Source organism: Variovorax sp. GW822-FHT04A09, assembly GCF_058801005.1.
The window spans coordinates 195,016-213,893 of sequence record NZ_JBXAMV010000003.1; the positions used below are offsets into that span (position 1 = coordinate 195,016).

Annotated in this window: 22 protein-coding genes and 2 tRNA genes; 12 read left to right on the forward strand and 12 right to left on the reverse strand. The window is 66.7% G+C overall.

Annotated elements, in window-relative coordinates:
* Nucleotides 1–140: 140 nt before the first annotated feature.
* Together AC1RLW_RS17355 and AC1RLW_RS17360 are read left to right on the forward strand one after the other, a co-directional pair.
* The gene (locus tag AC1RLW_RS17355; protein WP_492694541.1) at nucleotides 141–794 is read left to right on the forward strand and encodes an OmpW/AlkL family protein; all 654 of its coding nucleotides are present in this window, start codon (nucleotides 141–143) and stop codon (nucleotides 792–794) included.
* A gap of 220 nt (nucleotides 795–1,014) precedes the next feature.
* Nucleotides 1,015–1,992, forward strand: a complete 978-nt coding sequence (locus AC1RLW_RS17360; protein ID WP_095744259.1) for a GMP reductase — start codon at nucleotides 1,015–1,017, stop codon at nucleotides 1,990–1,992.
* Nucleotides 1,993–2,025: 33 nt separating this feature from the next.
* Here the strand turns inward: AC1RLW_RS17360 and AC1RLW_RS17365 are convergent, their stop codons facing one another.
* Nucleotides 2,026–2,892: an alpha/beta hydrolase gene (locus AC1RLW_RS17365; protein WP_493194152.1), complete on the reverse strand. Its 867-nt coding sequence runs from the start codon at nucleotides 2,890–2,892 to the stop codon at nucleotides 2,026–2,028.
* Between the two features lie 88 nt (nucleotides 2,893–2,980).
* Between AC1RLW_RS17365 and AC1RLW_RS17370 the strand changes: the two genes are divergently transcribed.
* A tRNA-Ala gene (locus AC1RLW_RS17370) sits at nucleotides 2,981–3,056 on the forward strand.
* Nucleotides 3,057–3,131: 75 nt separating this feature from the next.
* On the opposite strand, the gene AC1RLW_RS17375 is transcribed toward AC1RLW_RS17370, so the two are convergent.
* A complete protein-coding gene (locus AC1RLW_RS17375; protein WP_095946812.1) occupies nucleotides 3,132–3,839 on the reverse strand; it encodes an SDR family NAD(P)-dependent oxidoreductase in 708 nt (235 codons plus the stop codon).
* Between the two features lie 150 nt (nucleotides 3,840–3,989).
* Here AC1RLW_RS17375 and AC1RLW_RS17380 point away from each other — a divergent pair.
* Nucleotides 3,990–4,065, forward strand: a tRNA-Lys gene (locus AC1RLW_RS17380).
* Between the two features lie 124 nt (nucleotides 4,066–4,189).
* On the forward strand, nucleotides 4,190–4,474 hold the full coding sequence (locus tag AC1RLW_RS17385) for a hypothetical protein (protein WP_062468955.1): 285 nt from the start codon (nucleotides 4,190–4,192) through the stop codon (nucleotides 4,472–4,474).
* A gap of 5 nt (nucleotides 4,475–4,479) precedes the next feature.
* Here AC1RLW_RS17385 and AC1RLW_RS17390 read toward each other — a convergent pair whose 3' ends face one another.
* Nucleotides 4,480–5,481, reverse strand: coding sequence for an alpha/beta hydrolase (locus AC1RLW_RS17390; RefSeq protein ID WP_492694535.1), 1,002 nt, complete (start codon nucleotides 5,479–5,481; stop codon nucleotides 4,480–4,482).
* A gap of 90 nt (nucleotides 5,482–5,571) precedes the next feature.
* On the opposite strand from AC1RLW_RS17390, the gene AC1RLW_RS17395 reads away from it, so the two are divergent.
* A complete protein-coding gene (locus AC1RLW_RS17395) occupies nucleotides 5,572–6,624 on the forward strand; it encodes a DUF2272 domain-containing protein (RefSeq protein ID WP_493194154.1) in 1,053 nt (350 codons plus the stop codon).
* A 41-nt stretch (nucleotides 6,625–6,665) separates the two neighbouring features.
* On the opposite strand, the gene AC1RLW_RS17400 is transcribed toward AC1RLW_RS17395, so the two are convergent.
* The 4 genes from AC1RLW_RS17400 to AC1RLW_RS17415 all read right to left on the reverse strand — a co-directional run bounded on the left by AC1RLW_RS17400 (nucleotide 6,666) and on the right by AC1RLW_RS17415 (nucleotide 9,033).
* Complete coding sequence (locus tag AC1RLW_RS17400) at nucleotides 6,666–6,920, reverse strand: DUF3297 family protein (RefSeq protein WP_062468964.1); 255 nt, start codon at nucleotides 6,918–6,920, stop codon at nucleotides 6,666–6,668.
* Nucleotides 6,921–6,985: 65 nt separating this feature from the next.
* A complete protein-coding gene (locus AC1RLW_RS17405; protein WP_307694482.1) occupies nucleotides 6,986–7,450 on the reverse strand; it encodes a ribonuclease HI family protein in 465 nt (154 codons plus the stop codon).
* Nucleotides 7,451–7,487: 37 nt separating this feature from the next.
* The gene (locus tag AC1RLW_RS17410) at nucleotides 7,488–7,958 is read right to left on the reverse strand and encodes a DUF4124 domain-containing protein (protein WP_493194155.1); all 471 of its coding nucleotides are present in this window, start codon (nucleotides 7,956–7,958) and stop codon (nucleotides 7,488–7,490) included.
* Nucleotides 7,959–8,064: 106 nt separating this feature from the next.
* The gene (locus AC1RLW_RS17415; protein ID WP_492694527.1) at nucleotides 8,065–9,033 is read right to left on the reverse strand and encodes a LysR family transcriptional regulator; all 969 of its coding nucleotides are present in this window, start codon (nucleotides 9,031–9,033) and stop codon (nucleotides 8,065–8,067) included.
* Between the two features lie 108 nt (nucleotides 9,034–9,141).
* On the opposite strand from AC1RLW_RS17415, the gene AC1RLW_RS17420 reads away from it, so the two are divergent.
* From AC1RLW_RS17420 to AC1RLW_RS17445, 6 genes are all read left to right on the forward strand, one after another.
* Entirely contained in the window at nucleotides 9,142–10,218 is a 1,077-nt protein-coding gene (locus tag AC1RLW_RS17420) for an aromatic ring-hydroxylating dioxygenase subunit alpha (RefSeq protein WP_493194156.1), read from the forward strand.
* Nucleotides 10,219–10,221: 3 nt separating this feature from the next.
* Nucleotides 10,222–11,172, forward strand: a complete 951-nt coding sequence (locus tag AC1RLW_RS17425) for a PDR/VanB family oxidoreductase (protein ID WP_492694523.1) — start codon at nucleotides 10,222–10,224, stop codon at nucleotides 11,170–11,172.
* 49 nt (nucleotides 11,173–11,221) lie between these two features.
* Nucleotides 11,222–12,193: a Bug family tripartite tricarboxylate transporter substrate binding protein gene (locus AC1RLW_RS17430; RefSeq protein WP_492694522.1), complete on the forward strand. Its 972-nt coding sequence runs from the start codon at nucleotides 11,222–11,224 to the stop codon at nucleotides 12,191–12,193.
* Nucleotides 12,194–12,373: 180 nt separating this feature from the next.
* Nucleotides 12,374–13,324: a hypothetical protein gene (locus AC1RLW_RS17435; RefSeq protein ID WP_493194159.1), complete on the forward strand. Its 951-nt coding sequence runs from the start codon at nucleotides 12,374–12,376 to the stop codon at nucleotides 13,322–13,324.
* Nucleotides 13,325–13,764: 440 nt separating this feature from the next.
* On the forward strand, nucleotides 13,765–14,574 hold the full coding sequence (locus AC1RLW_RS17440) for a hypothetical protein (protein ID WP_493194161.1): 810 nt from the start codon (nucleotides 13,765–13,767) through the stop codon (nucleotides 14,572–14,574).
* 141 nt (nucleotides 14,575–14,715) lie between these two features.
* Nucleotides 14,716–15,204 (forward strand): GFA family protein, encoded by a 489-nt coding sequence (locus AC1RLW_RS17445; RefSeq protein ID WP_493194679.1) that lies wholly within the window; start codon nucleotides 14,716–14,718, stop codon nucleotides 15,202–15,204.
* A gap of 20 nt (nucleotides 15,205–15,224) precedes the next feature.
* On the opposite strand, the gene AC1RLW_RS17450 is transcribed toward AC1RLW_RS17445, so the two are convergent.
* The 5 genes from AC1RLW_RS17450 to AC1RLW_RS17470 form a co-directional block, all read right to left on the reverse strand.
* Nucleotides 15,225–15,494 carry a hypothetical protein gene (locus AC1RLW_RS17450; RefSeq protein ID WP_493194162.1) on the reverse strand — a complete coding sequence of 90 codons (270 nt, stop codon included), beginning with the start codon at nucleotides 15,492–15,494 and terminating at the stop codon, nucleotides 15,225–15,227.
* Nucleotides 15,495–15,583: 89 nt separating this feature from the next.
* The gene (locus AC1RLW_RS17455; RefSeq protein ID WP_493194164.1) at nucleotides 15,584–16,003 is read right to left on the reverse strand and encodes a hypothetical protein; all 420 of its coding nucleotides are present in this window, start codon (nucleotides 16,001–16,003) and stop codon (nucleotides 15,584–15,586) included.
* A gap of 51 nt (nucleotides 16,004–16,054) precedes the next feature.
* The gene (locus tag AC1RLW_RS17460) at nucleotides 16,055–16,948 is read right to left on the reverse strand and encodes a DMT family transporter (RefSeq protein WP_095744248.1); all 894 of its coding nucleotides are present in this window, start codon (nucleotides 16,946–16,948) and stop codon (nucleotides 16,055–16,057) included.
* A 111-nt stretch (nucleotides 16,949–17,059) separates the two neighbouring features.
* Complete coding sequence (locus AC1RLW_RS17465; protein WP_493194165.1) at nucleotides 17,060–18,220, reverse strand: ABC transporter substrate-binding protein; 1,161 nt, start codon at nucleotides 18,218–18,220, stop codon at nucleotides 17,060–17,062.
* A gap of 57 nt (nucleotides 18,221–18,277) precedes the next feature.
* Nucleotides 18,278–18,814 carry an HD domain-containing protein gene (locus tag AC1RLW_RS17470; RefSeq protein ID WP_493194167.1) on the reverse strand — a complete coding sequence of 179 codons (537 nt, stop codon included), beginning with the start codon at nucleotides 18,812–18,814 and terminating at the stop codon, nucleotides 18,278–18,280.
* Nucleotides 18,815–18,878 lie beyond the last annotated feature (64 nt).

The window sequence follows — 18,878 nt, forward strand, 5'->3', positions numbered from 1 at the left end:
GGCATGACCTGGATCAAGGCCGGGCCCGCCGGCGTGCGCGGGCCCGCCGCGCTTGCGACAGATCAAGCGAGGCGGCCATGCCCGGCGGGAGACTGCCTTCCAGTTGCCGGCCCTGCGCGCCGGCCGTCACTGGAGAACCCATGCCCAAGAAACTCGCCCCCGCCTGCCTCGCCGCCCTGCTCGGCGCCATGGCCGTCCTGCCGGCCGCCGCGCAGGAAGCACAAGGCAACTGGCTGGTGCGCGCCCGCGCCGTGTACCTGAAGCCGGCGAACCACTCGGCCCCGGTGGCCGACCTGTCGATTCCGGCCGATGCCATCACGGTCAACAGCAAGACCATTCCCGAGCTCGACGTCACCTACTTCTTCACGCCGAACATCGCCGCCGAGCTGGTGCTGACGGTGCCGCAGAAACAGACGGTCACCGTGCAACAGAGCGCGCTGGGCGGCCCGGTGGACATCGGCACCTTCAAGCACCTGCCGCCCTCGCTGATGCTGCAGTACCACTTCATGCCGACCGCGAAGATCCGGCCCTACATCGGCGCGGGCCTGAACTACACGCGCCTGAGCAGCGTCAGCCTGCAGGTGCCGACGGTCGGGCGCCTGCAGCTGCAGAACGAAAGCTTCGGCCTCGCGCTGGGCGCCGGCGTCGACATCGAGGTGGCGAAGAACACCTACCTCAACCTCGACGTGAAGAAGCTGCGCATCCGCAGCGCAGTGAACATGAATGGCGTGCAGCTGTCGACCGTGAAGGTCGACCCGTGGCTGTTCGGCGTAGGCATCGGCTACCGGTTCTGAGGAAGAGCCGCACCATGGTCGTCGGGTATACGCAGCAACCCATAGGGTCAATACGCCTCGACGACTTGCGCATCATCGCCATGGCCGTAAAATCAATCACCGGGCCCAAGTTTCTTGCGTCCGGTTTTTTTTGGCCGTCATTTTCATGACGCGACCACGAGAACCGGCCGGACCAAGCGCTCATTCGTTCCACTCAACGATTCCTTTCAGGAGCCTGGTCATGCAAATCTTCGATTACGACAACATCCTTCTGCTGCCGCGCAAATGCCGCGTGGAAAGCCGCTCGGAATGCGACGCCAGCGTCACGCTGGGCGAACGCACCTTCCGCCTGCCGGTGGTGCCTGCCAACATGAAAACGGTGGTCGACGAGTCGATCTGCCTGTGGCTCGCGCAGAACGGCTACTTCTACGTGATGCACCGCTTCGACCTGGACAACATCCAGTTCGTGAAAGACATGCAGGGCAAGGGCGTGTTCGCCTCGATCTCGCTGGGCGTGAAGAAGCCCGACTACGACACCGTCGACCAGATGGTGGCCCAAGGCCTCGTGCCCGAATACATCACCATCGACATCGCGCACGGCCATGCCGACAGCGTGAAGAACATGATCGGCTACCTCAAGGCCAAGCTGCCCAAGTCGTTCGTGATCGCCGGCAACGTCGGCACGCCCGAAGCGGTGATCGACCTGGAGAACTGGGGCGCCGACGCCACCAAGGTCGGCATCGGCCCAGGCAAGGTCTGCATCACCAAGCTCAAGACCGGCTTCGGCACGGGCGGCTGGCAGCTGTCGGCGCTCAAGTGGTGCGCGCGCGTGGCCACCAAGCCGATCATTGCCGACGGCGGCATCCGCGACCACGGCGACATCGCCAAGAGCATCCGCTTCGGCGCGTCGATGGTCATGATCGGCTCGCTGTTCGCGGGCCACGAAGAATCGCCGGGCAAGACGGTCGACGTCGACGGCACGCTCTTCAAGGAGTACTACGGCTCGGCCAGCGACTTCAACAAGGGCGAGTACAAGCACGTCGAAGGCAAGCGCATCCTCGAGCCCATCAAGGGCAAGCTGGCCGACACGCTGGTCGAGATGGAGCAGGACGTGCAAAGCTCGATCAGCTACGCGGGCGGCCGCACGCTGATGGACATCCGCAAGGTCAACTACGTCACGCTGGGCGGCGACAACGCCGGCGAACACCTGCTGATGTAAGCGCGACGGGCGGCCCTCCGCCCGTCTTTTCTTTCAGGCCTCGAGCAGCTGCACTGCGTAGCGATGCAGCGCGTGCGCCGGATCGGCCAGCGCATCGACCACGCCGAAGTGGTCGAGCCCCGGCAGCACCTCGCACACCGGCACGGTGTGTCGGCCCCACGCCTCGCGGATCATCGCGTTGTGGCGGATGAACTCCGCGCTCTCGTTGCCCCCCACCGCCGCATAGAGCTGGCCGCGCGCCGGCGCGGGCCACAGCGCCGGGCTCGCGCGCCGCGCGTCGGCATCGGTGAGCTTCAGCGTGTGCTCGAGGAACGGCGTGCGCTGCAACGGACGCAGATCGAACAACCCCGACACCGACAACGCATTGCGCACGAGTTGCGCGGGCAGGTCGGGCGCGACCGCTTTCCAGTCGCAGGCCAGCAACGCGGCCGCCATGTGGCCGCCTGCGGAATGCCCCGCGACGGTGATGCGCGACGGGTCGCCGCCATAGGTCGCCACATGGCGCCACGTCCATTCGAGCGCCCGCACCATCTGCAGCAGGATGCCCGGCACCGTCACCGGCTGGTCGACCGGGCCCGGGCACAGCGCGTAGTTGGGCTGCACCACGCAGATGCCGCGGTCGTGGAAGGCGGGGCTGATGAACGAGTGGTCCTTCTTGTCCATGGCGCGCCAGTAGCCGCCGTGAATGAAGACCAGCACCGGCGCATCGGGCACAGGCGCCGGAAAGACGTCGAGCGTTTCGTTCGGGCCGGTGCCGTAGGGCACGTCGATGCGGCACGGCAGCGTGTCGCGCGCCGCGGCGGAATCGCGCCCCCAGCGCGCGAAGTACGCGGGGTGGTCCTTCACCCGCGCCAGGTTGTTGTACATGCCTTCCAGCCAGGCGGGGTCGTGCGCTTCCATGCGGTGTTTGCTCCTTGTTTTTCCGGGGCGCATCTTGGCACGGCCGCGTGCATGGAAATGCGCGGCTGGATAAAATGTGGGCTGTGTTGGGGGGGTAGCTCAGCTGGGAGAGCGCCGCGTTCGCAATGCGGAGGTCGGGAGTTCGATCCTCCTCCTCTCCACCAACCGACCCAGCAAAAAGGCCTTGGCAATCGCCAAGGCCTTTTTCATTTGCAGCTGTGCGCTGCGGCCGGGAAATGTCAGGCGTCGAGCGTCAGGTGCTGGCCGTGCAATGCTGCGGCGCCCGGCGATGCCAGGAAGCCGATGGTCTGCGCCGCAACCGAGGTCGACACCCACTCGGCCGGGTTCGCGTCGGGCATCGCCTGGCGGTTGGCCGGCGTGTCGAGCACGCTGGGCGCCACGCTGTTGATGTTCACGCCGTGCGGCGCGGCCTCGGCCGCCATCGACTCCACGAGGCGCTGCAGCGCGCTCTTCGACGCGATGTACGCCGCCATCGCCGGCAGGCCGCGCGCCGCCACCTTGGCCGTCACCGCGACGATGCGGCCCGCGCGGCGCTCGATCATCGAGGGCAGCACGGCCTGCGTCACGGCGACGAACGACCAGGCGTTGAGGTTCATCATCCGGTCCCAGCTCGCACGCGTGAGTGCGTGCGTCGCCTCGCCCATCTCGAAGCCGCCGGCGATGTGCACCAGCGCGTCGACGCGGCCGAAGGCCTGCAGCACCTGGCCGGTGAGCGCGGCCATGTCGGGCGCCGAGGTCACGTCGCCAGCCAGCAGCAGGTGCTGCGAGTTGTCCAGGCCCGGGAAGACTTCGGCCAGGCGACCGGCGTGGTGATCGACCAGCGCGAGCCGCGCGCCCTGGTCAAGAAAGTGCTGGGCCACGGCCCGGCCCAGCGCGCCCGCGGCGCCGGTGATCAGTACATGGGGCGTGTTGCTTGCATCGCTCATCGAAAACTCCTCGGATAGGGGGTGGGGCGGGGCCCCGACGGTCGCGCATCCTAACGCTCTCGTACAAATGTGCAGAAAATTTTTGAAGTCCCAAAAAGATTGGTATATACTCGTGGTCTTGCCAGAAAACACTAACGGTTTTCAAAGCAAGGGCTCTTAGCTCAGTTGGTAGAGCAGCGGACTCTTAATCCGTAGGTCGAGTGTTCGAGTCACTCAGGGCCCACCAACCAACATCGCGGCAACGCTGGAAAGCCTGCTACCCACAAGGTAGCAGGCTTTTTTCATGGTGCGTTCACTTGTACGTTTGATCGCGCCGACGCGACCCTTCGCAAGCCTCTCCCCGACATCCCGTGAAGAAATCCAAACCCGCGCCATCGCCGAAATCCTTCGACCTCAAGCAGCACTGGCATTGGGGCCGCGGCATGCGCCAGCTGCGCATCGCCGACTTCCTGAAGGACGGCCGCCTGCTGGTCCCCGGCGACCTCACGGGCGAAGGCCCGGCCACCGACGACGGCACCGGTGCGCTGCGCACCGTGGGCGGCGTGCAGGTCGGCAGCGCCGACTATGAAACCGGCCTGATGTGGGTCGGCCGCAAGCTGCGCGAAGGCGACCTGCCGAGCAAGCCCCAGGGCTGACCTAGCTACGGCGCCGTGACGCGCCGCAAGAACTGCAGCGAGCGCTCCAGCGCCAGCCGTCCCGGCGCATCGTCGAGGTTGAACTGGTACTCGTGCGGCAACGCCGGCGTTTGATCGGCGGGGAAGAACAGGCTGTCGACCTGCACGCCCTTCGCGGTCAACGTCTGCGCCATCGACCGCGACTGCCCTTCGAGCGGATCGCCGTTGCCCGCGGTGATGAACGACGGCGGAAAGGCCCCGGTCACATAACGGCGCACCGACGCAGTCTCGAAGGCCGGCGCGTTCTGGAAATCCTTGCTGCCGCTGTACGACCAGAACACGGTCCGCAGGAAGCCGCCGAAGGCACCGTCGAGTTTGGCCTGCGCCGCGTCGTAGGCCCCGCAGTGCAGCAGCATGCCGCGCAGCTGCTCGCGCGCGATGACGGGCGTGAGACCGACGGCTTTCGCGTAGCCCGGCACGGCCACGGCGTTCGCAACCTGCGCGACGATGTGCGCGCCCGCCGAGTCGCCGGCCAGCACGAGCCGCGCGGGGTCCACGCCCAGCCGTGCCGCCTCGCGCACCAGATAACCCAGCGCCGTGTTCACCTGCCGCACCGGCACCGGATAGCCCTCGCCCGGCGCGATCGAATAACCGACGGCCACCACGGTGAAGCCCTGCCCCGCCAACACGCGCGCGTAGTTCGCCACGTCGAGCCGGTGGCCCGAGACCCAGGCGCCGCCGTGCACCCACACGATGGTGGGCAAGGGCCGAGTGCCCGCCGAGGCCGGGCGGAACACGTCGAGGTAGGCATCCGGATCGGCCTCGTCGTAGTGCTGGTCGAGCACCGCCGCGATACCGGGCGGCACGTGCTTCTGCAGCGACTGCGATGCAGCGTCCGAGCCCTTGCCGAAGGCGTAACGAATCATCAGCACCGAAGGCCACGGGCTCCACTGGAACGCGGCATAGCCCACGACAACGAGGCCGGCGATGACACCGAGGATTCGCAGCAGGATGGTCTTGAGCTTCACGGTGGAGCGCCTGCACCGGACGGCCCGGCGCTTCAGGGAGCGCCCCGCATTCTGCTTGCCACGGGCAGTGCCCCGCTATGCTCGCCTCACATGTCGCCACCGCCCGTCATCGCACCCTCCTCCGCGCTCACACAACCGCTGCACCACGCCGCGCGCACGCTGTGCGCAGCCCTGGCGTTCGCGGCGGCGCCGACCTTCGCATCGGCCGCTTCCGGCTGCCTTGCCACGGCCTCCTACATTCCGCCGCCGCCACGCGCCCTCGCAATGGCCGCGCTGGCCCGACAAGAGCACGTTGCCTTCGGCAGCCAGACCATGGACGCCGAAGGCCGACTCACCGAGTCTGGCTATTCGGAAGCAGAAGACACGCGCTATCCGATCGACGCGCAGCCCGCATGGCAACGCGTGCTGCGCTACTGGCGCGCGGTCGATCCGTCGAGCGAGCGGTTGCCCTCGCTAGTTCGCTTCGGCGCCCCGCACGCGGCCGACCGCACGCGATTGACCGACGCGCTGAACCAGGCGAGCGCCGCGCGCCTGCAAGGCCTGGGTGTCGGCCCCGGCCAGGGGCTGGACGCGTCGGACCAGCGCGCCCTCGAAGTGGCCCTGCAGCGCGTCGCGGTGATCGACACGCCCTGGTCCGCCGCGTTCATCAGCTGGGTCGCGCGCGAGGCCGGGCTCGGTGCCGACGAGTTCGTCTTCTCCGAGGCCCACGTCGACTACGCGGGCGCCGCGTGGCAGGCCGGCATCGATGAAGCGGCGGGCCGCGCGACCCCGCAAGCCTTGCGCGCCTGCGACCTGATGCGCACGCCGCCGCGCCCGGGCGATCTCGTCTGCCATGCACGCGGCCCGCGCGGTGCCGCGCTCGACGGCTTCGGCAAGATCGGCGAGTGGCTCACTGGGCGCCCGACGGGCGGCGCGCCGTTGCCGATGCACTGCGATGTGGTGGTGGGCGTGGACGGTGCGGGCTTCGATGCCGTGGGTGGCAACGTGCTGCAGTCGGTCACCTTGCGGCGCCTGGCCTTTGCGCCCGGCACGCGGCTGCTGGACCCGAGCTACCTGCCCGAAGGCTGCACGGCGGGCGGCAGCGCATGCATCGATCGCCACATGAGCCGGCAGCCGTGGTCGCTGCTGCTGCAGTGGCGTTGAAAGAAAAAAGCAGGAACGGTGGGGCGCGTGCCCCCGGGCCGTCAGTCGCGGTAGTACACCTCGACAGCGCCCTTGAGCTTGATCAGCAGCGGATAGCCCTTGCGGTCCAGCGTGCGGCCGGCGGGCACCTTGATCCAGCCTTCGCTGATGCAGTATTCCTCGACGTCCAGGCGGTCCTTGCCGTTGAAGCGGATGCCGATCGGGTGCTCGAACACGGCGGGAATGTGGTGCGGGCTGCGCGGATCGGTCGAGAGATGGTCGGGCAGCGTGGGCTTGGAGGTGGCTTCTTCGGTCATGGGAAAACGGGTGTCTGAATCGACCCGAATGATAGAACCTGCCGCATGCCCCTTTGCGGGCGCCGCTAGCGCCGCTTCTTCCAGGCCTTGGGCGGCGGCTTCGGCCCGAAGCCCAGCGCGGCCCGCGCGAGCGCGTCGGCCTCGCCGTTGCGGTGGCGCGGAATCCATTGCACGCGCGCCTCGTCGAAGCCCTGCAACAGCGCGCGCGCCTCATCGAACAGCGGCGCCATGCGCACGATCGGCCGCACGTCGGCAGCGCCGCTCAGCTGTTCGACCAGCGTGCTGTTGTCGCTGAAGGCCTGCACCGCCGTGGCGCCGCGCGCCTGCAGTTCGCGCAGCGCGAGCGTGAGCGCCCGCAGCTCGGCCTCGTTGTTGCAGCCCGTGGTGTGCGTGGCCTGCGAGAAGGTGTGGCGGGTGCCGTCGGGCTGCGTGATGACAACGCCGACGCCCATGCGCCCGGGGTTCGGCATGGCGCTGCCGTCGCAATGGACGACCCACGGGGAAAGGCGCTCGGGCGCGGCAACGGTCATGAAGAAGCAGGAAGCAGAGAAAAGAGAACGAACGCGCTCAGCAGTTGTTGCGCTTGATGCCCGCGAGATTGCACGGCCGCTGGCCGGGTGGCGGCCCAGGATCGCGCGGCGGACGCGGCGGCCGGGGGTGATACCCCGGTCGCGGCGGGCCGTAGTACGGATCGCCACCCCAGATGTAGGTCGGCCCCGGGTCGGCCGCGGGCGCCTCGCCCACCGGGTAGCGCGGAATGATGGCCGGCCCCGAGGGCGCGGGCTGCGGCGGTGGCGCGGACGGTGCCGTGTAGTCCGAACGACGCGGCGTGTCTTCCTCGCTGGAGGCACGCGGCGGCGCAGGCGGCGGCTCGTCGATGCGCAGCTGCCGCGACTGCCTGGTACCCGGCGGGCAGGCGCCGTCGGTGTAAACGATGCGCCCGTCGGCATCGGTGCAACGCACCACCTCCGCCTGCGCGGCCGGGGCGGCCACGACAAGCCAGAGCAGCGAAACGAAAAGAATGGTGGGCGAGCGCATGGAGACGCCCTTTGTAACAGTGCGCGGCCGCTCGAACAAGCGGGCACGCAGAAACGGGTGGGGGATGAGGCTCGCAGCAGAGGAAAAGTCGATGCCGGCCGGCACGTCAACGCGACTTGGCTCGCGCCCCTTTCCTGGCCGGAGGACCGGCCTGCGTGGTGATGCGCGGGTAGTGCTCGAAGGTATGTTTCATCACATCGCGCAGCCAGACCACGGCAGGGTCGTGGTGAAAGCGCGGATGCCAGTGCTGGTTGAGTTGAAACTGGGGCACGGGCACCGGCGGCTCGAACATGCGCACCGTGCCCATGCGGGCGAAGACCTCCGCCAGTTCGCGCGGCACCGTCGCGAGCAGATCGGCGTGCCGGTCCATCAGGAGCGGAACCATCAGGAAGTGGGGCGTCATCACGGCCACGGTGCGGCGGATGCCCTGGTCTTCCAGCACCTTGTCGTAGCTCTCCGCCGAGTGGCCGGTGAGCGAGACCACGATGTGCCGCATCGCCTCGAAGCGCTCGCGCGTGAGGGTGGCGCCGATGTCCTTGTTCCGCGCGCTGGCGATGGTCACGAAGGAGTGCAGGAACAGGCGCTGATGAAACAGCCCCTCGGGCGCCGCACGGATGGACCCCACCGCCAGGTCGGCCTCGCCTGACGCAAGCAGCCCTTCGACCTGCTCGAGCGGCACCTGCAGCGTGCGCAGCGAACACCCGGGCGCCTCCTTCTTGAAGCGCTCGAGCAGCGGCGGCAGGAACACCAGTTCGCCCATGTCGGTCATGCACAGGGTGAAGGTGCGTCGCGCCAGTGCGGGCTCGAACCGGGCGCCCGCCAGGATCTGCTGGCGCACGGTGGTCATCACCTCCACCACCGCAGCGCGCATGCCCTCGGCCTTGCGCGTGGGCTCCATGCGGCTGCCGACCTTGACGAACAAGGGGTCGTCGAAGAAAGCACGCAGCCGGTTGAGCGCATGGCTCATCGCACTCTGCGTCAGTCCGAGGCCCTGCGAGGCCTTCGTGACACTGGCCTCACGAAACATCGCGTCGAAGACCGCCAGCAAATTCAGGTCGAGGTTTTCAGCATGCATGTCGCGCATTCTAGGAATGACTGAAATGACATTGATACATGGGAACCCTCGTCCTACGCTCTGCCCATGCCGTGACTCGGACGCGGCGAACAACAAAGGAGACGCCCCATGTTCATCAAAAACACCTGGTACGTGGCTGCCTGGGACAACGAGCTCACGCCGCAGGGCCTGTTCGCCCGCACCATCATCGGCGTGCCCGTTCTCATGTACCGCAAGGACGACGGCGAGATCGTCGCCATGGAAGACCGCTGCTGCCACCGCGGCGCGCCCCTGTCGGTGGGGCGGCGAGAAGGCGACTGCGTGCGCTGCATGTACCACGGCCTGAAGTTCGACGCCTCGGGCCAGTGCATCGAGGCGCCCGCCCAGAAGCGCATTCCCATCCAGGCCAGGGTGCGCAGCTTCCCGGTGGTGCAACGCCACCGCTGGGTCTGGATCTGGATGGGCGCTCCCGACAAGGCCGACCCTGCGCTGATCCCCGACACGCCCTGGCTGGACGACCCGCACTGGCGCAGCCTGGACGGCTACATCCACTACGACGTCAACTACCTGCTGATCTGCGACAACCTGCTGGACTTTTCCCACCTGCCCTTCGTGCACCCGACCACGCTGGGAGGCAGTGCGGACTACGCCGCCGCCCAGCCCAAGGTCGAACGCATCGACAACGGCGTGCGCATCACCCGGTGGGCCCTCGACACCGAGCCGCCGCCTTTCGCCCAGGCGGTCAAGGACTGGGGCAGCAGGGTCGATCGATGGAACATCTACAACTTCACCATCCCGGCCGTCCTGCTGATGGACTCCGGCATGGCGCCCACCGGCCAGGGCGCTGCCGAAGGCAACCGCGAAGGTGCGATCGAATTTCGCGGCTGCCAGGCCATCACGCCCGAGACGGAAAACTCCACCCACTACTTCTTCGCGCATCCCCACAACTTCGCCATCGACCAACCCGAAGTCACGCACTCGATCCACCAGGCCGTGGTGGATGCCTTCGATGAAGACCGCGACATCATCACCGCGCAGCAAAGGAGCCTGGCGCTGGCGCCCGACTTCAAGATGATGGCCTTCGGCATCGACGCCGCGCTGAACCAGTTCCGCTGGATGGTCTCGCGCCGGCTGGAAGAAGAAGCGCTCGAGGAAGCCGCGGCCCGCCCTGCCGCCACAGCAGCGCCCGAACCCGTCAAGGCCTGAGCCATGAAGCTCCTCGTCACCCGCCTCACGCAAGAGGCGCAGGATGTGCTCGGCTTGGAATTGCGTGCGCAGGACGGCACCGCGCTGCCGCCCTTCACCTCGGGCGCCCATGTGGACCTGCTGCTGCCCGGCGACATCCGCCGCCAGTACTCGCTGGCCAACTCGCCGCTGGAGCGCCACCGCTACGTGCTCGGTGTGGGCCTGGCGCCAGCCTCGCGCGGCGGCTCGGCCTTCGTTCACCAGCGTCTTGCCGTGGGCGATGTGCTCGAGGTGGGCGCGCCGCGCGCCCTGTTCGGCATCGACCCGGCCGCCACCGAGCACGTGTTCGTGGCCGGGGGCATCGGCATCACGCCCATCCTGAGCATGATCCTCTGGTGCGAGGCCCACGCCAGGCCCTGGAAGCTGCTGTACTGCGTGCGCACGCGGGCCCGTGCCGCCTATGCGTGGACATTGGCGCGCCACCATGACCGCGTGCAGCTGCACGTGGACCAGGAAGCGGCGGGCACGCCACCCGACCTGGCGGGCTGGCTGGCCGGTGCGGCCCCGGGCGCCCACGTCTACTGCTGCGGCCCCGAAGGGTTGATGAACGCGGTCGACGCGGCCGCAGGCGTTGTCGGCATCGACAAGGCGGCCACCCATTTCGAACGCTTCGCACCGCCGGAACCCGCCACGCCCGCAGCGCCGGCCGGCACCTTCACCGTGGTGCTGCATCGCAGTGGCCAGAGGATCGAGGTCGCACCGCGGCAGAGCCTGCTCGATGCACTGGAAAGCGCCCACATCAGCATTCCCTTCTCGTGCCGCGAAGGCATGTGCCGCAGCTGCGAGGTGCCGCTGCTCGAGGGCGAGGCGGATCACCGCGACTTCGTGCTCAGCGACGAGGAACGCGACAGCCACACCTGCATCCTGCCCTGCGTGTCTCGCGCGCGCAGCGCCGTGCTCGTCCTCGATCTCTGACGTTCCCCAACAACAAGCAGACCACCCAACCCCACCACTGGAGACAACCATGTTCAAGAAAATGACTGCCGCATGCGCAGCGATCACGCTGGCGCTGCCCATCGCCGCGCAGGAGAGCTACCCCTCGCGGCCGATCCGCCTCGTCGTGCCCTACGCCGCCGGCGGCGCGACAGACTTCGTGGCACGCACCCTGGGCGATCGCCTGTCGAAATCGATGGGGCAGCCGGTGGTGGTGGACAACAAGGCGGGTGCGGCAGGCGCCATCGGCGCCGGTGAAGTCGGCCGCGCCAAGCCCGACGGCTACACGCTGCTGATGACCATCACCGATTCGCAGATCAACAACACGGCGCTGTTCAAGACCCTGGCCTACGACCCGCAGAAGGACTTCGTCGGCGTCACGCAGGTGGTGCGCAGCCCGGCGCTGATTTCCACGCACCCCGGCACCGGCATCAAGAGCATCGAAGACCTGAAGGCCAAGGTGGCCAAGGGCGGCGCGAAGCTGAGTTACGGGTCCTGGGGCGTCGGCGGACTGGGCCATCTGGCCGGCGAGAGCCTCAACCGCGGCCTGAATGCAGGCATGGTGCATGTGCCGCAGCGCGGTGAGGGTCCCGTGGTGACCGACCTGCTGTCGGGCACCATCGACGTCGGCCTGTCGTCGGTGCCCAGCGCGATGCAGCATGTGCCAACGGGCAAGGTCGTGCCGCTGGCCGTGCTGGGACGACAGCGCTCCACCACGCTCCCGCAGGTTCCGACCATGAACGAACTGGGCTTCAAGGACCCGCTCTACGACACCAACGTCTGGATCGGGCTGCTGGCACCGGCGAAGACGCCACAGCCCATCGTCGACAAGCTGGCCCGTGAAGTGCGCGCCATCGTCGGCTCGCCCGACGTCAGCCAGCTGTTCGTGGGCCGGGGCTTCGAGGTGATGAACAGCACGCCCGAGCAGTTCGCGGCGTCGTACAAGGAGGAGTTCAACGTGATCACCAGGCGGATGCGCGAGCTGGGCGTCGAGGCGCAATGAGGCAGGCAACCACCCGGACCGTCATGCAAGGACGACCGACGCATCTGCCGGGCGCCAACCGCCAGTGACCGTGTGGCCGGCCGCATCAGGCGTTCCCTAGGCGACAGGCGCGGCGCGGAGACTTTGCCATCATCGCGAACTCGACTGGCGCCCGCCGCCGGCTACACGGAGCCCTCCCCCATGACCTCGCCTTTCACCACCACCGCCCTGGGCCTGTGCGGCCCGCTGCGCCAGCCGCGCCAGATGCTGGCCGACCAGACCTACGACGACCACAAGTCGATCCACGACGACGCGACGGCCGAAACGCTGGGCCTGCGCGCCGGGCCGATCGAAGGGCCGACGCACTTCAGCCAGTTCGATCCCCTGCTGTTCCATGTGTTCGGACAGGCCTGGTTCGAAACCGGCTGCATCAGCGCCCACTACCAGAACATGGTGGTCGAGGGCGAGTCGGTGCGCGCCTTTGTCGACCTGCCCGCGCCGGGCGCCACCTTCGTGCGCCTGCGCGCCGAGAAGGCCGACGGCACGCCGGTGCTGACCGGCACCGCGTCGGTGGGCGATGCCGGCCAGCACCCGCACGAGCTGCCGCAGCGCATCGCCAAGCTGCGCCCGCCCCAGGGCCTGGTCATCAACCGCGACCTGCGCGTGGGCCAGCGCGGCGCGGTCGTCGAGAAAATCCGCATGGGCTTCGACCAGCACATGGGCGACCACTACCCCTTCACGCTCGCCGACAAGCTCAAGGTCATCACCGAGCCCTGCGACTGGTACACGGCCGAAGGCGGCCAGCGCTCGCCGTGGGGGCGGGCCATCATCCCGACCGAGATGATCAGCGTGCTGCTCGGCTCCACCAGCGCCGAGGCGCAATTGGGCGGCCGCAAGCCGGCCGTGGGCCTGTTCGCCGGGCAGGAGATTCGCCTCATCAAGGGCCCGCTCTTCGTCGACCAGGACTACGAACTGGAGCGCGAGATCATCGCGCTGAGCGAGAGCGCGCGCACCGAGTCCGTGTGGGTGCGCACCCAGGTCTACGAGATGCCGTCGCGCACGCTCGTGGCCGAGATGATCCTCAATGGCGCGACGATGAAGGCGTCGTATCCGAACTACGAAGCCGAGGCCAAGGAGCTGGGGCTGGCCTGAGCCCCCACCAGTCGCACTACCGTCCCATACGCACACTTGGGCTGGATAGGAAGGAGTACCTTTGAGGACCTCTTCTTGACTGCGTCTCCTTGACCAGTATGAGTTGCAGGCAGAATTCATCGTTGCCCACTACGGGCGAGCGGTTAGGGGCTAACCTTTCCATCGAACAGAAAGTCGTCCCGCACCGCTGGGTACCTGCCGCTCATGCCAAACGTTAGGCGTCGCAAATGCATAGCTCGCAAGCCACAGCTTGGATCGCCCTCCGCACTCCATCGATCTTCCATCCAGAACGGCAGTGTGCGTACGCCGTCGCTCGAGACTCTTGGGTGTCCGGCCTTGAGACTGCTTGCCGTACGTTAAGCAGTACTGTTGAATTGCGCGGTTTTGAATTCGCAGATCCGCCAGACGATGTACTTCAGTGGATGGCAGAACGAAGCTTCATGGCCAACACCAAGCTCTGTGAGTATGTCAGGCTGGATGCAGACATCTCGATAGACCTGACTTCTCTCGCAGAAGCCAACTCCAAGAAGGTCGCAGACCTGGAGCCAGAACTTATCGCGGCCTGCGCTGCCATGGATCTATCTGGGGTTGTCGAGAATTTGCAACTCTTGTCTGAGCTGTCAGCCCCAGGTTACATCGACTGTCTTGCTGGCTTAGCTAGCGCCGAAGGGCTCGCGTCCTACCCGATACATAGCAAGGGTACTTATAGAGAACTGAGCTTTCCTGAACCTAGCGATCCAACCTGGCCACCACTGGAACAGATCGCTATTCAAGATGTCGCCAGATGGGCGAAGTCCGTTGGAATGCTCGAGTGCGGCCTAGCCACTTCCCGCATTCAGCGAGCACTCGCATCTTTCAGCCACGTTGTTGGATTGACTTGGCTACGTCACGGCGACGTGCTCTTCCGTGCCATGCAAGGGCTTGAAGCCTTCTACTGTGATGGTGTTGGAGACTTGAGGCGTCAACTCTCAGAAAAGTCCAAGATTTGGCTTGGCTCTTGGGAGGATCGTCGGAACGTCGTAGGCAATCTCTATGATCTCCGATCAAAGTTCGTCCATGGATCGGCAAAACTGGAGTTCTGGAATCATCACCATGATGCTTGGTCCGAAGATGAGAAAGTCATGAAGGAATTTTCGTACGGCCAATCCTTCGCCGTTCGACTGCTGATTGCTACCCTTCAAAAGTCCTGCACTACCAAGACCACTGATCTAGTTTGGTCCTATTCAGTAGCCGCCCACAACGACGCGTGATCCACGCACGAAGGGAGCACTGACGGCAAGCTGCCGCTCTGTGCCGTTGGTCAGATGACCGAATCGCGCCACTGCGCGCTCTACGCGCGCTCGTCGACCCCAAAGAATTGCCGGGGCAGAATCCGATCTTTTGGGTGCCGTATGCCAGCTGTACTTAAAGGAGGTTGCCTCTGCGGCAAGGTCCGATTCAGCACGACCCAGCCGCCGCTGCGCACGTTCGCGTGCCATTGCACGTTCTGCCAGCGCATGACCGGCACGTCCTTCTACGCCGAGTCGCTTTTTCCGATCGACGCCGTGCAGTTCAACGACGGCGAACTTCGGCAGTACGCGCACCGATCGGACGGCAGCCACAAGCAGGTCTTCGTTCATTTCTGTCCCTCGTGCGGCACGACGATGGGCCTGACCTTCGAGCGTTGGCCCGATGTGCGCGCCATCTCGCGCGGGTGCTACGACGATCCCAATGCGGTCGAACTCACGAGCCACATCTGGACCCGCTCCGCCCAAAGCGGCGTGGCCTTGCCGGCCGATGTGGATTGCTTTGCCAAGGCGCGGGCCACGCTCGATGGCCAGCCGGAGCCGGCCTCGCGGCATGAGGCGCCTGTCATGGCTCGGCAAGACGGCGGTGCCTGAACTCTCGCTTCAGCCGGCCATCAGCGGCCATTCGCCCGACGACGGCGAAGCACGACCCCCAGGTAGTAGACCGAGGCGCACGTGAAGAGGCCAGCGACCACGAACCAGACGGCGCTCCCGCCGATCAGATTGGCGCCGTCGGGCGTGATGCAGCTGGATGCGGATACTTCAATGCAGTCCCTGTGCCTGTAGTACCGCTCATGGAACGCCCACCAGAAGAACCCCGCCGCCGCGGCGCATGCGACGAAGAGGATGGCGGGCCGGGTGATTGGAAGAGGCTCTGTGGTCATGGGCCTGGATCGCTAAGCCGGGCAGCGTGGGAGCATCGCGGCGCACGATGCGAATAAGCGGCTATCCGATGCACCTCACGACGGGACGTTCAGCGCGGTCGCGACGCCACGCGGAGCGCCTCTTCCCTGAGGTACGAAGAGGCCGCCGTGTTCGCCAGATCGTGCAGCGTCTGCAGCAATGAGACGCCGCCGATCTCCGTCGTGCCGGCGTTCAGGATGCGCCCGACCATCGTGATGCCGAGTTCGCTGGGCTGTCGCGCGAGGGAGCGAAGAAGCTCAGGCTGGTAGTTGGGCAAGCTCTCCAATCCGTGAACGATGGTCCACATGACCCCGTAGCCGTCTTCCTCCGGGTAGCGCTCGAAAACGCTCAGCATTTCGGGCATGGCTTGCTCCGGACTGCCCGCCCGCCAGAGTTCATCCAGAAGCGAGTCCAGGTGGCGCCAGCTGCCGTCCTCCGGCGGTTCGAAGTTGGCGATGTCGTGAGCGATCTCGGAAGTGGTTCGAGGCATTGAAGTCTTGTGCGCGTGGCTGCTTCCGGCCGACTGTAGCCGCCCAGTGGCTCAGGCGGCCTTCTGCTTTTTCTGTACAGACCTCGGCGCCTCGCTGCGCGCCAGCCACAGTCCGCTCGCAACGATCAACGCTCCGCCGCCCAGCGTCCATGCATCGGGCGCGGCCTGCCAGAACACCCAGTCCATCACGAGCGCCCACGCGAGCGCGCTGTATTCGAAGGGCGCAATGGCCGCGGCCTGGCCGTGGCGGAAGGCCTCGGCGATGGCCAGCTGGCCCAGGAAGCCGCTGAGGGCCAGGCCCGCCAGCGCCCACGCGTGCTCAGCCTGCAGCGGCACCCATTGCGGCGCCGCGAGCAGGCTGCCGCCGACAGCCATGCCCGCCGTGGTCCAGAAGACCAGCGCGGCGCTCGGCTCGGTGCGGCTGATGAGCCGGCCCAGCATGTTCGACAGCGCATAGCAGACGGCGGCCACCAGGATCGCCAGCGCGCCCGTCGAAAGGAAGGCCCCCTGCTCGGGCCGCAGCGCGACCACCACGCCGACGAAGCCCAGCCCGATGGCGATCCAGTGCCGCGGCTGCACCGATTCGCCCAGCATCGGCACGGCGATGAGCACCATCAGCAGCGGCGCGATAAAGGTGAGCGTGTAGGCCTCGGCCAGGCCCAGGGTCTTCAGGCCGTGGACGAAGAGCACCAGCATCGTCATGTTCAGCGCGGTGCGCAGCAGGTGCAGGCGCCAGCGCAGCCGACGGTTGAAAACACCGGCTGCCTCGCGCCGCCAGGCGATGTACAGGCACACCAGGGGCAGCGCCGTGAGACCGCGCAGCGCCATCACCTGCACCGGCGGGTAGTGCCCGGCCAGGGTCTTGAGCAGCGCGTCCATGCAGGCGAAGAAGGCGCAGGCCAACAGCATCGCGGCGATGCCGCGCAGGGTTCCGGTCGGGTGCATGGTCAAGCTGTGGTCTCGCGGCGGTGGCCGGGACGGACGGGGTTTGTTCTTGAACGCCGAGCATAGGCGCTGCGAACGTCGGGGGCTTGGCCTGATGCCGCTGGCCCTTTTCTACCGACACTCGTTCCAGTACCCATCCGGGTTCGCCTCCAGCGGCGTGGCGACCCGCTTGAGCGACGTGCGGCCCTGCGCGTCCTTCGCGACCACGAAGACGTGCCCGTCCTGCACCGGGAAACCGTTGCGCAGAAACTTGAAACCACTGCGCACCGACGAGAAGTCGGCCTCGTTGAGTGCGTTGCGCAGGGCACCGCGATCGGCGACGGAGCCCTTCGTCTCCTTCAGCGCACTGTCGATCAGGAGCGCCGCATCGAAACCTTGCGCCGCGTACTGCGAGGGAATGCGCCCGTGCTTCTTTTCGAAGGCGGCAACGAAAGCCTTGCTCGTCGGGCTCGGCAGGTCGGGGCCCCAGACCGCGCCAGCCAGCACACCAAGCGCGGCATCCTTGAGCAGCGGCAGCGTCGTGCCGTCGACCGTGCCCACGGTCAGCAAGGGCACCTTGCTCAGCAGGCCCGAGCGGTTCATCTGCTGGATGAAGTTCACGCCCATGTCGCCCGGCAGAAACGCCACCACCGCATCGGGCGCCACGCGCTGGATCTGCGCCAGCGCTGCCGCGTAGTCGGTCTGGTCGGGCTTGACGTTGATTTCGCTCACCACCTCGCCCGAGTAGTAGCGCTTGAAGCCGCGCAGCTGGTCTTTGCCCGCTGCGTTGTCGGGCGCAATGAACAGCGTCTTCCAGTAGCCCTTGTCGACGGCGTAGCGTCCGACGATCCCGGCCTGGTACTCGTCCTGGTACGAGGCGAAGACGAACCTGGTGTTGCACTGCTTGCCGGCAATCGGCGCGGGGCCGGCGTTCGAGCCGACGAACAGCATGCCCGCTCGGGCCATCGGCTTGGCCATGGCCATCATCACGTCGGAGAAGGTCACACCGGTGATGAAGCTGACCTTGTCCTTCTCGATCAGGCTCTGCACCAGCTGCGCCCCGCGCTCGGGGTTGTGCTGGTCGTCTTCCTTGAAGACCGCCACGGGAACGCCGCCGAGCATGCCTTGGCGCTGCTCGACCGCCAGCATGAAGCCGTCGTACTGTTCCTGCCCGAGCGCGGCCCCGGGGCCGGAGAGCGTGCCGATGAAGCCGATGTTGACCTGCGCGGAAGCGGCCAGTGCCGCGGCGCCCAAGGTGCAGGCCGCGAGGGCCGTGCGGATGCGGTGGATCAATGTGTTCTCTGTGAATGAGTGGGATAAGTGGTCAGAAGCAACAGGGTTCGACCCTGGTCAGCTTTCGGCCTTGCTCGCGTTCCGTGGCTGCTTCTCATCGCTCATCAGCTCGTCGAGTTCAGACCAGAGCGCATCGCAGAGGCCTGCCCGAAATGCAGCGGCCTTGAACACTTCATGCTCACCACGATAGACGTTCCACAGGTCGCGATGGGCATCGGCCACACAGGCTCGAACGTTCGAGAGGCGGTCAGCCACTTTCACGACCAGCGCCAGTTCCTCCGCCCCTGTCACTCTGGCCAGCTTCGCGTAGGTCTTCGACTTGCGCTCCTTCCTGTTCGCGCCAGGCTCATCCGTGAGGAGTGCAACGCACGCAGCAACCTGATCGCCGAAGCGCAGACGCACTTCAGCAAGTGTCGCGTCGGTGTCTTCAACCACATCGTGCAGATACCCGATGACCTGAGCCTCCTGACCGTACGGCAGAAGGGTCAGCGCAACGGCATCCAGATGGTGCGAGTACGGGTGCGCTCCGTACATTTGCGCGCCGTGCATGCTGAGTGCATAGGCGCGGGCGGCGGAAAGGCTGGAGGTGTTCATGAGGCGTTTGGACGGGGCAGATGGGTCTGGCGTGACGCCGAATTTCGTTTGTGATGTCGGACTG

Excerpts from the sequence above, each read along its gene's own strand:
- AC1RLW_RS17410 (WP_493194155.1), bottom strand. The coding sequence starts at position 7,958 with ATGCGCTCGCCCACCATTCTTTTCGTTTCGCTGCTCTGGCTTGTCGTG.
- AC1RLW_RS17440 (WP_493194161.1), top strand. The coding sequence starts at position 13,765 with ATGGCCAACACCAAGCTCTGTGAGTATGTCAGGCTGGATGCAGACATC.
- AC1RLW_RS17355 (WP_492694541.1), top strand. The coding sequence starts at position 141 with ATGCCCAAGAAACTCGCCCCCGCCTGCCTCGCCGCCCTGCTCGGCGCC.
- AC1RLW_RS17425 (WP_492694523.1), top strand. The coding sequence starts at position 10,222 with ATGAAGCTCCTCGTCACCCGCCTCACGCAAGAGGCGCAGGATGTGCTC.
- AC1RLW_RS17365 (WP_493194152.1), bottom strand. The coding sequence starts at position 2,892 with ATGGAAGCGCACGACCCCGCCTGGCTGGAAGGCATGTACAACAACCTG.
- AC1RLW_RS17395 (WP_493194154.1), top strand. The coding sequence starts at position 5,572 with ATGTCGCCACCGCCCGTCATCGCACCCTCCTCCGCGCTCACACAACCG.
- AC1RLW_RS17420 (WP_493194156.1), top strand. The coding sequence starts at position 9,142 with ATGTTCATCAAAAACACCTGGTACGTGGCTGCCTGGGACAACGAGCTC.
- AC1RLW_RS17455 (WP_493194164.1), bottom strand. The coding sequence starts at position 16,003 with ATGCCTCGAACCACTTCCGAGATCGCTCACGACATCGCCAACTTCGAA.
- AC1RLW_RS17405 (WP_307694482.1), bottom strand. The coding sequence starts at position 7,450 with ATGACCGTTGCCGCGCCCGAGCGCCTTTCCCCGTGGGTCGTCCATTGC.
- AC1RLW_RS17375 (WP_095946812.1), bottom strand. The coding sequence starts at position 3,839 with ATGAGCGATGCAAGCAACACGCCCCATGTACTGATCACCGGCGCCGCG.
- AC1RLW_RS17470 (WP_493194167.1), bottom strand. The coding sequence starts at position 18,814 with ATGAACACCTCCAGCCTTTCCGCCGCCCGCGCCTATGCACTCAGCATG.
- AC1RLW_RS17415 (WP_492694527.1), bottom strand. The coding sequence starts at position 9,033 with ATGCATGCTGAAAACCTCGACCTGAATTTGCTGGCGGTCTTCGACGCG.
- AC1RLW_RS17360 (WP_095744259.1), top strand. The coding sequence starts at position 1,015 with ATGCAAATCTTCGATTACGACAACATCCTTCTGCTGCCGCGCAAATGC.
- AC1RLW_RS17435 (WP_493194159.1), top strand. The coding sequence starts at position 12,374 with ATGACCTCGCCTTTCACCACCACCGCCCTGGGCCTGTGCGGCCCGCTG.
- AC1RLW_RS17445 (WP_493194679.1), top strand. The coding sequence starts at position 14,716 with ATGCCAGCTGTACTTAAAGGAGGTTGCCTCTGCGGCAAGGTCCGATTC.
- AC1RLW_RS17450 (WP_493194162.1), bottom strand. The coding sequence starts at position 15,494 with ATGACCACAGAGCCTCTTCCAATCACCCGGCCCGCCATCCTCTTCGTC.
- AC1RLW_RS17400 (WP_062468964.1), bottom strand. The coding sequence starts at position 6,920 with ATGACCGAAGAAGCCACCTCCAAGCCCACGCTGCCCGACCATCTCTCG.
- AC1RLW_RS17460 (WP_095744248.1), bottom strand. The coding sequence starts at position 16,948 with ATGCACCCGACCGGAACCCTGCGCGGCATCGCCGCGATGCTGTTGGCC.
- AC1RLW_RS17430 (WP_492694522.1), top strand. The coding sequence starts at position 11,222 with ATGTTCAAGAAAATGACTGCCGCATGCGCAGCGATCACGCTGGCGCTG.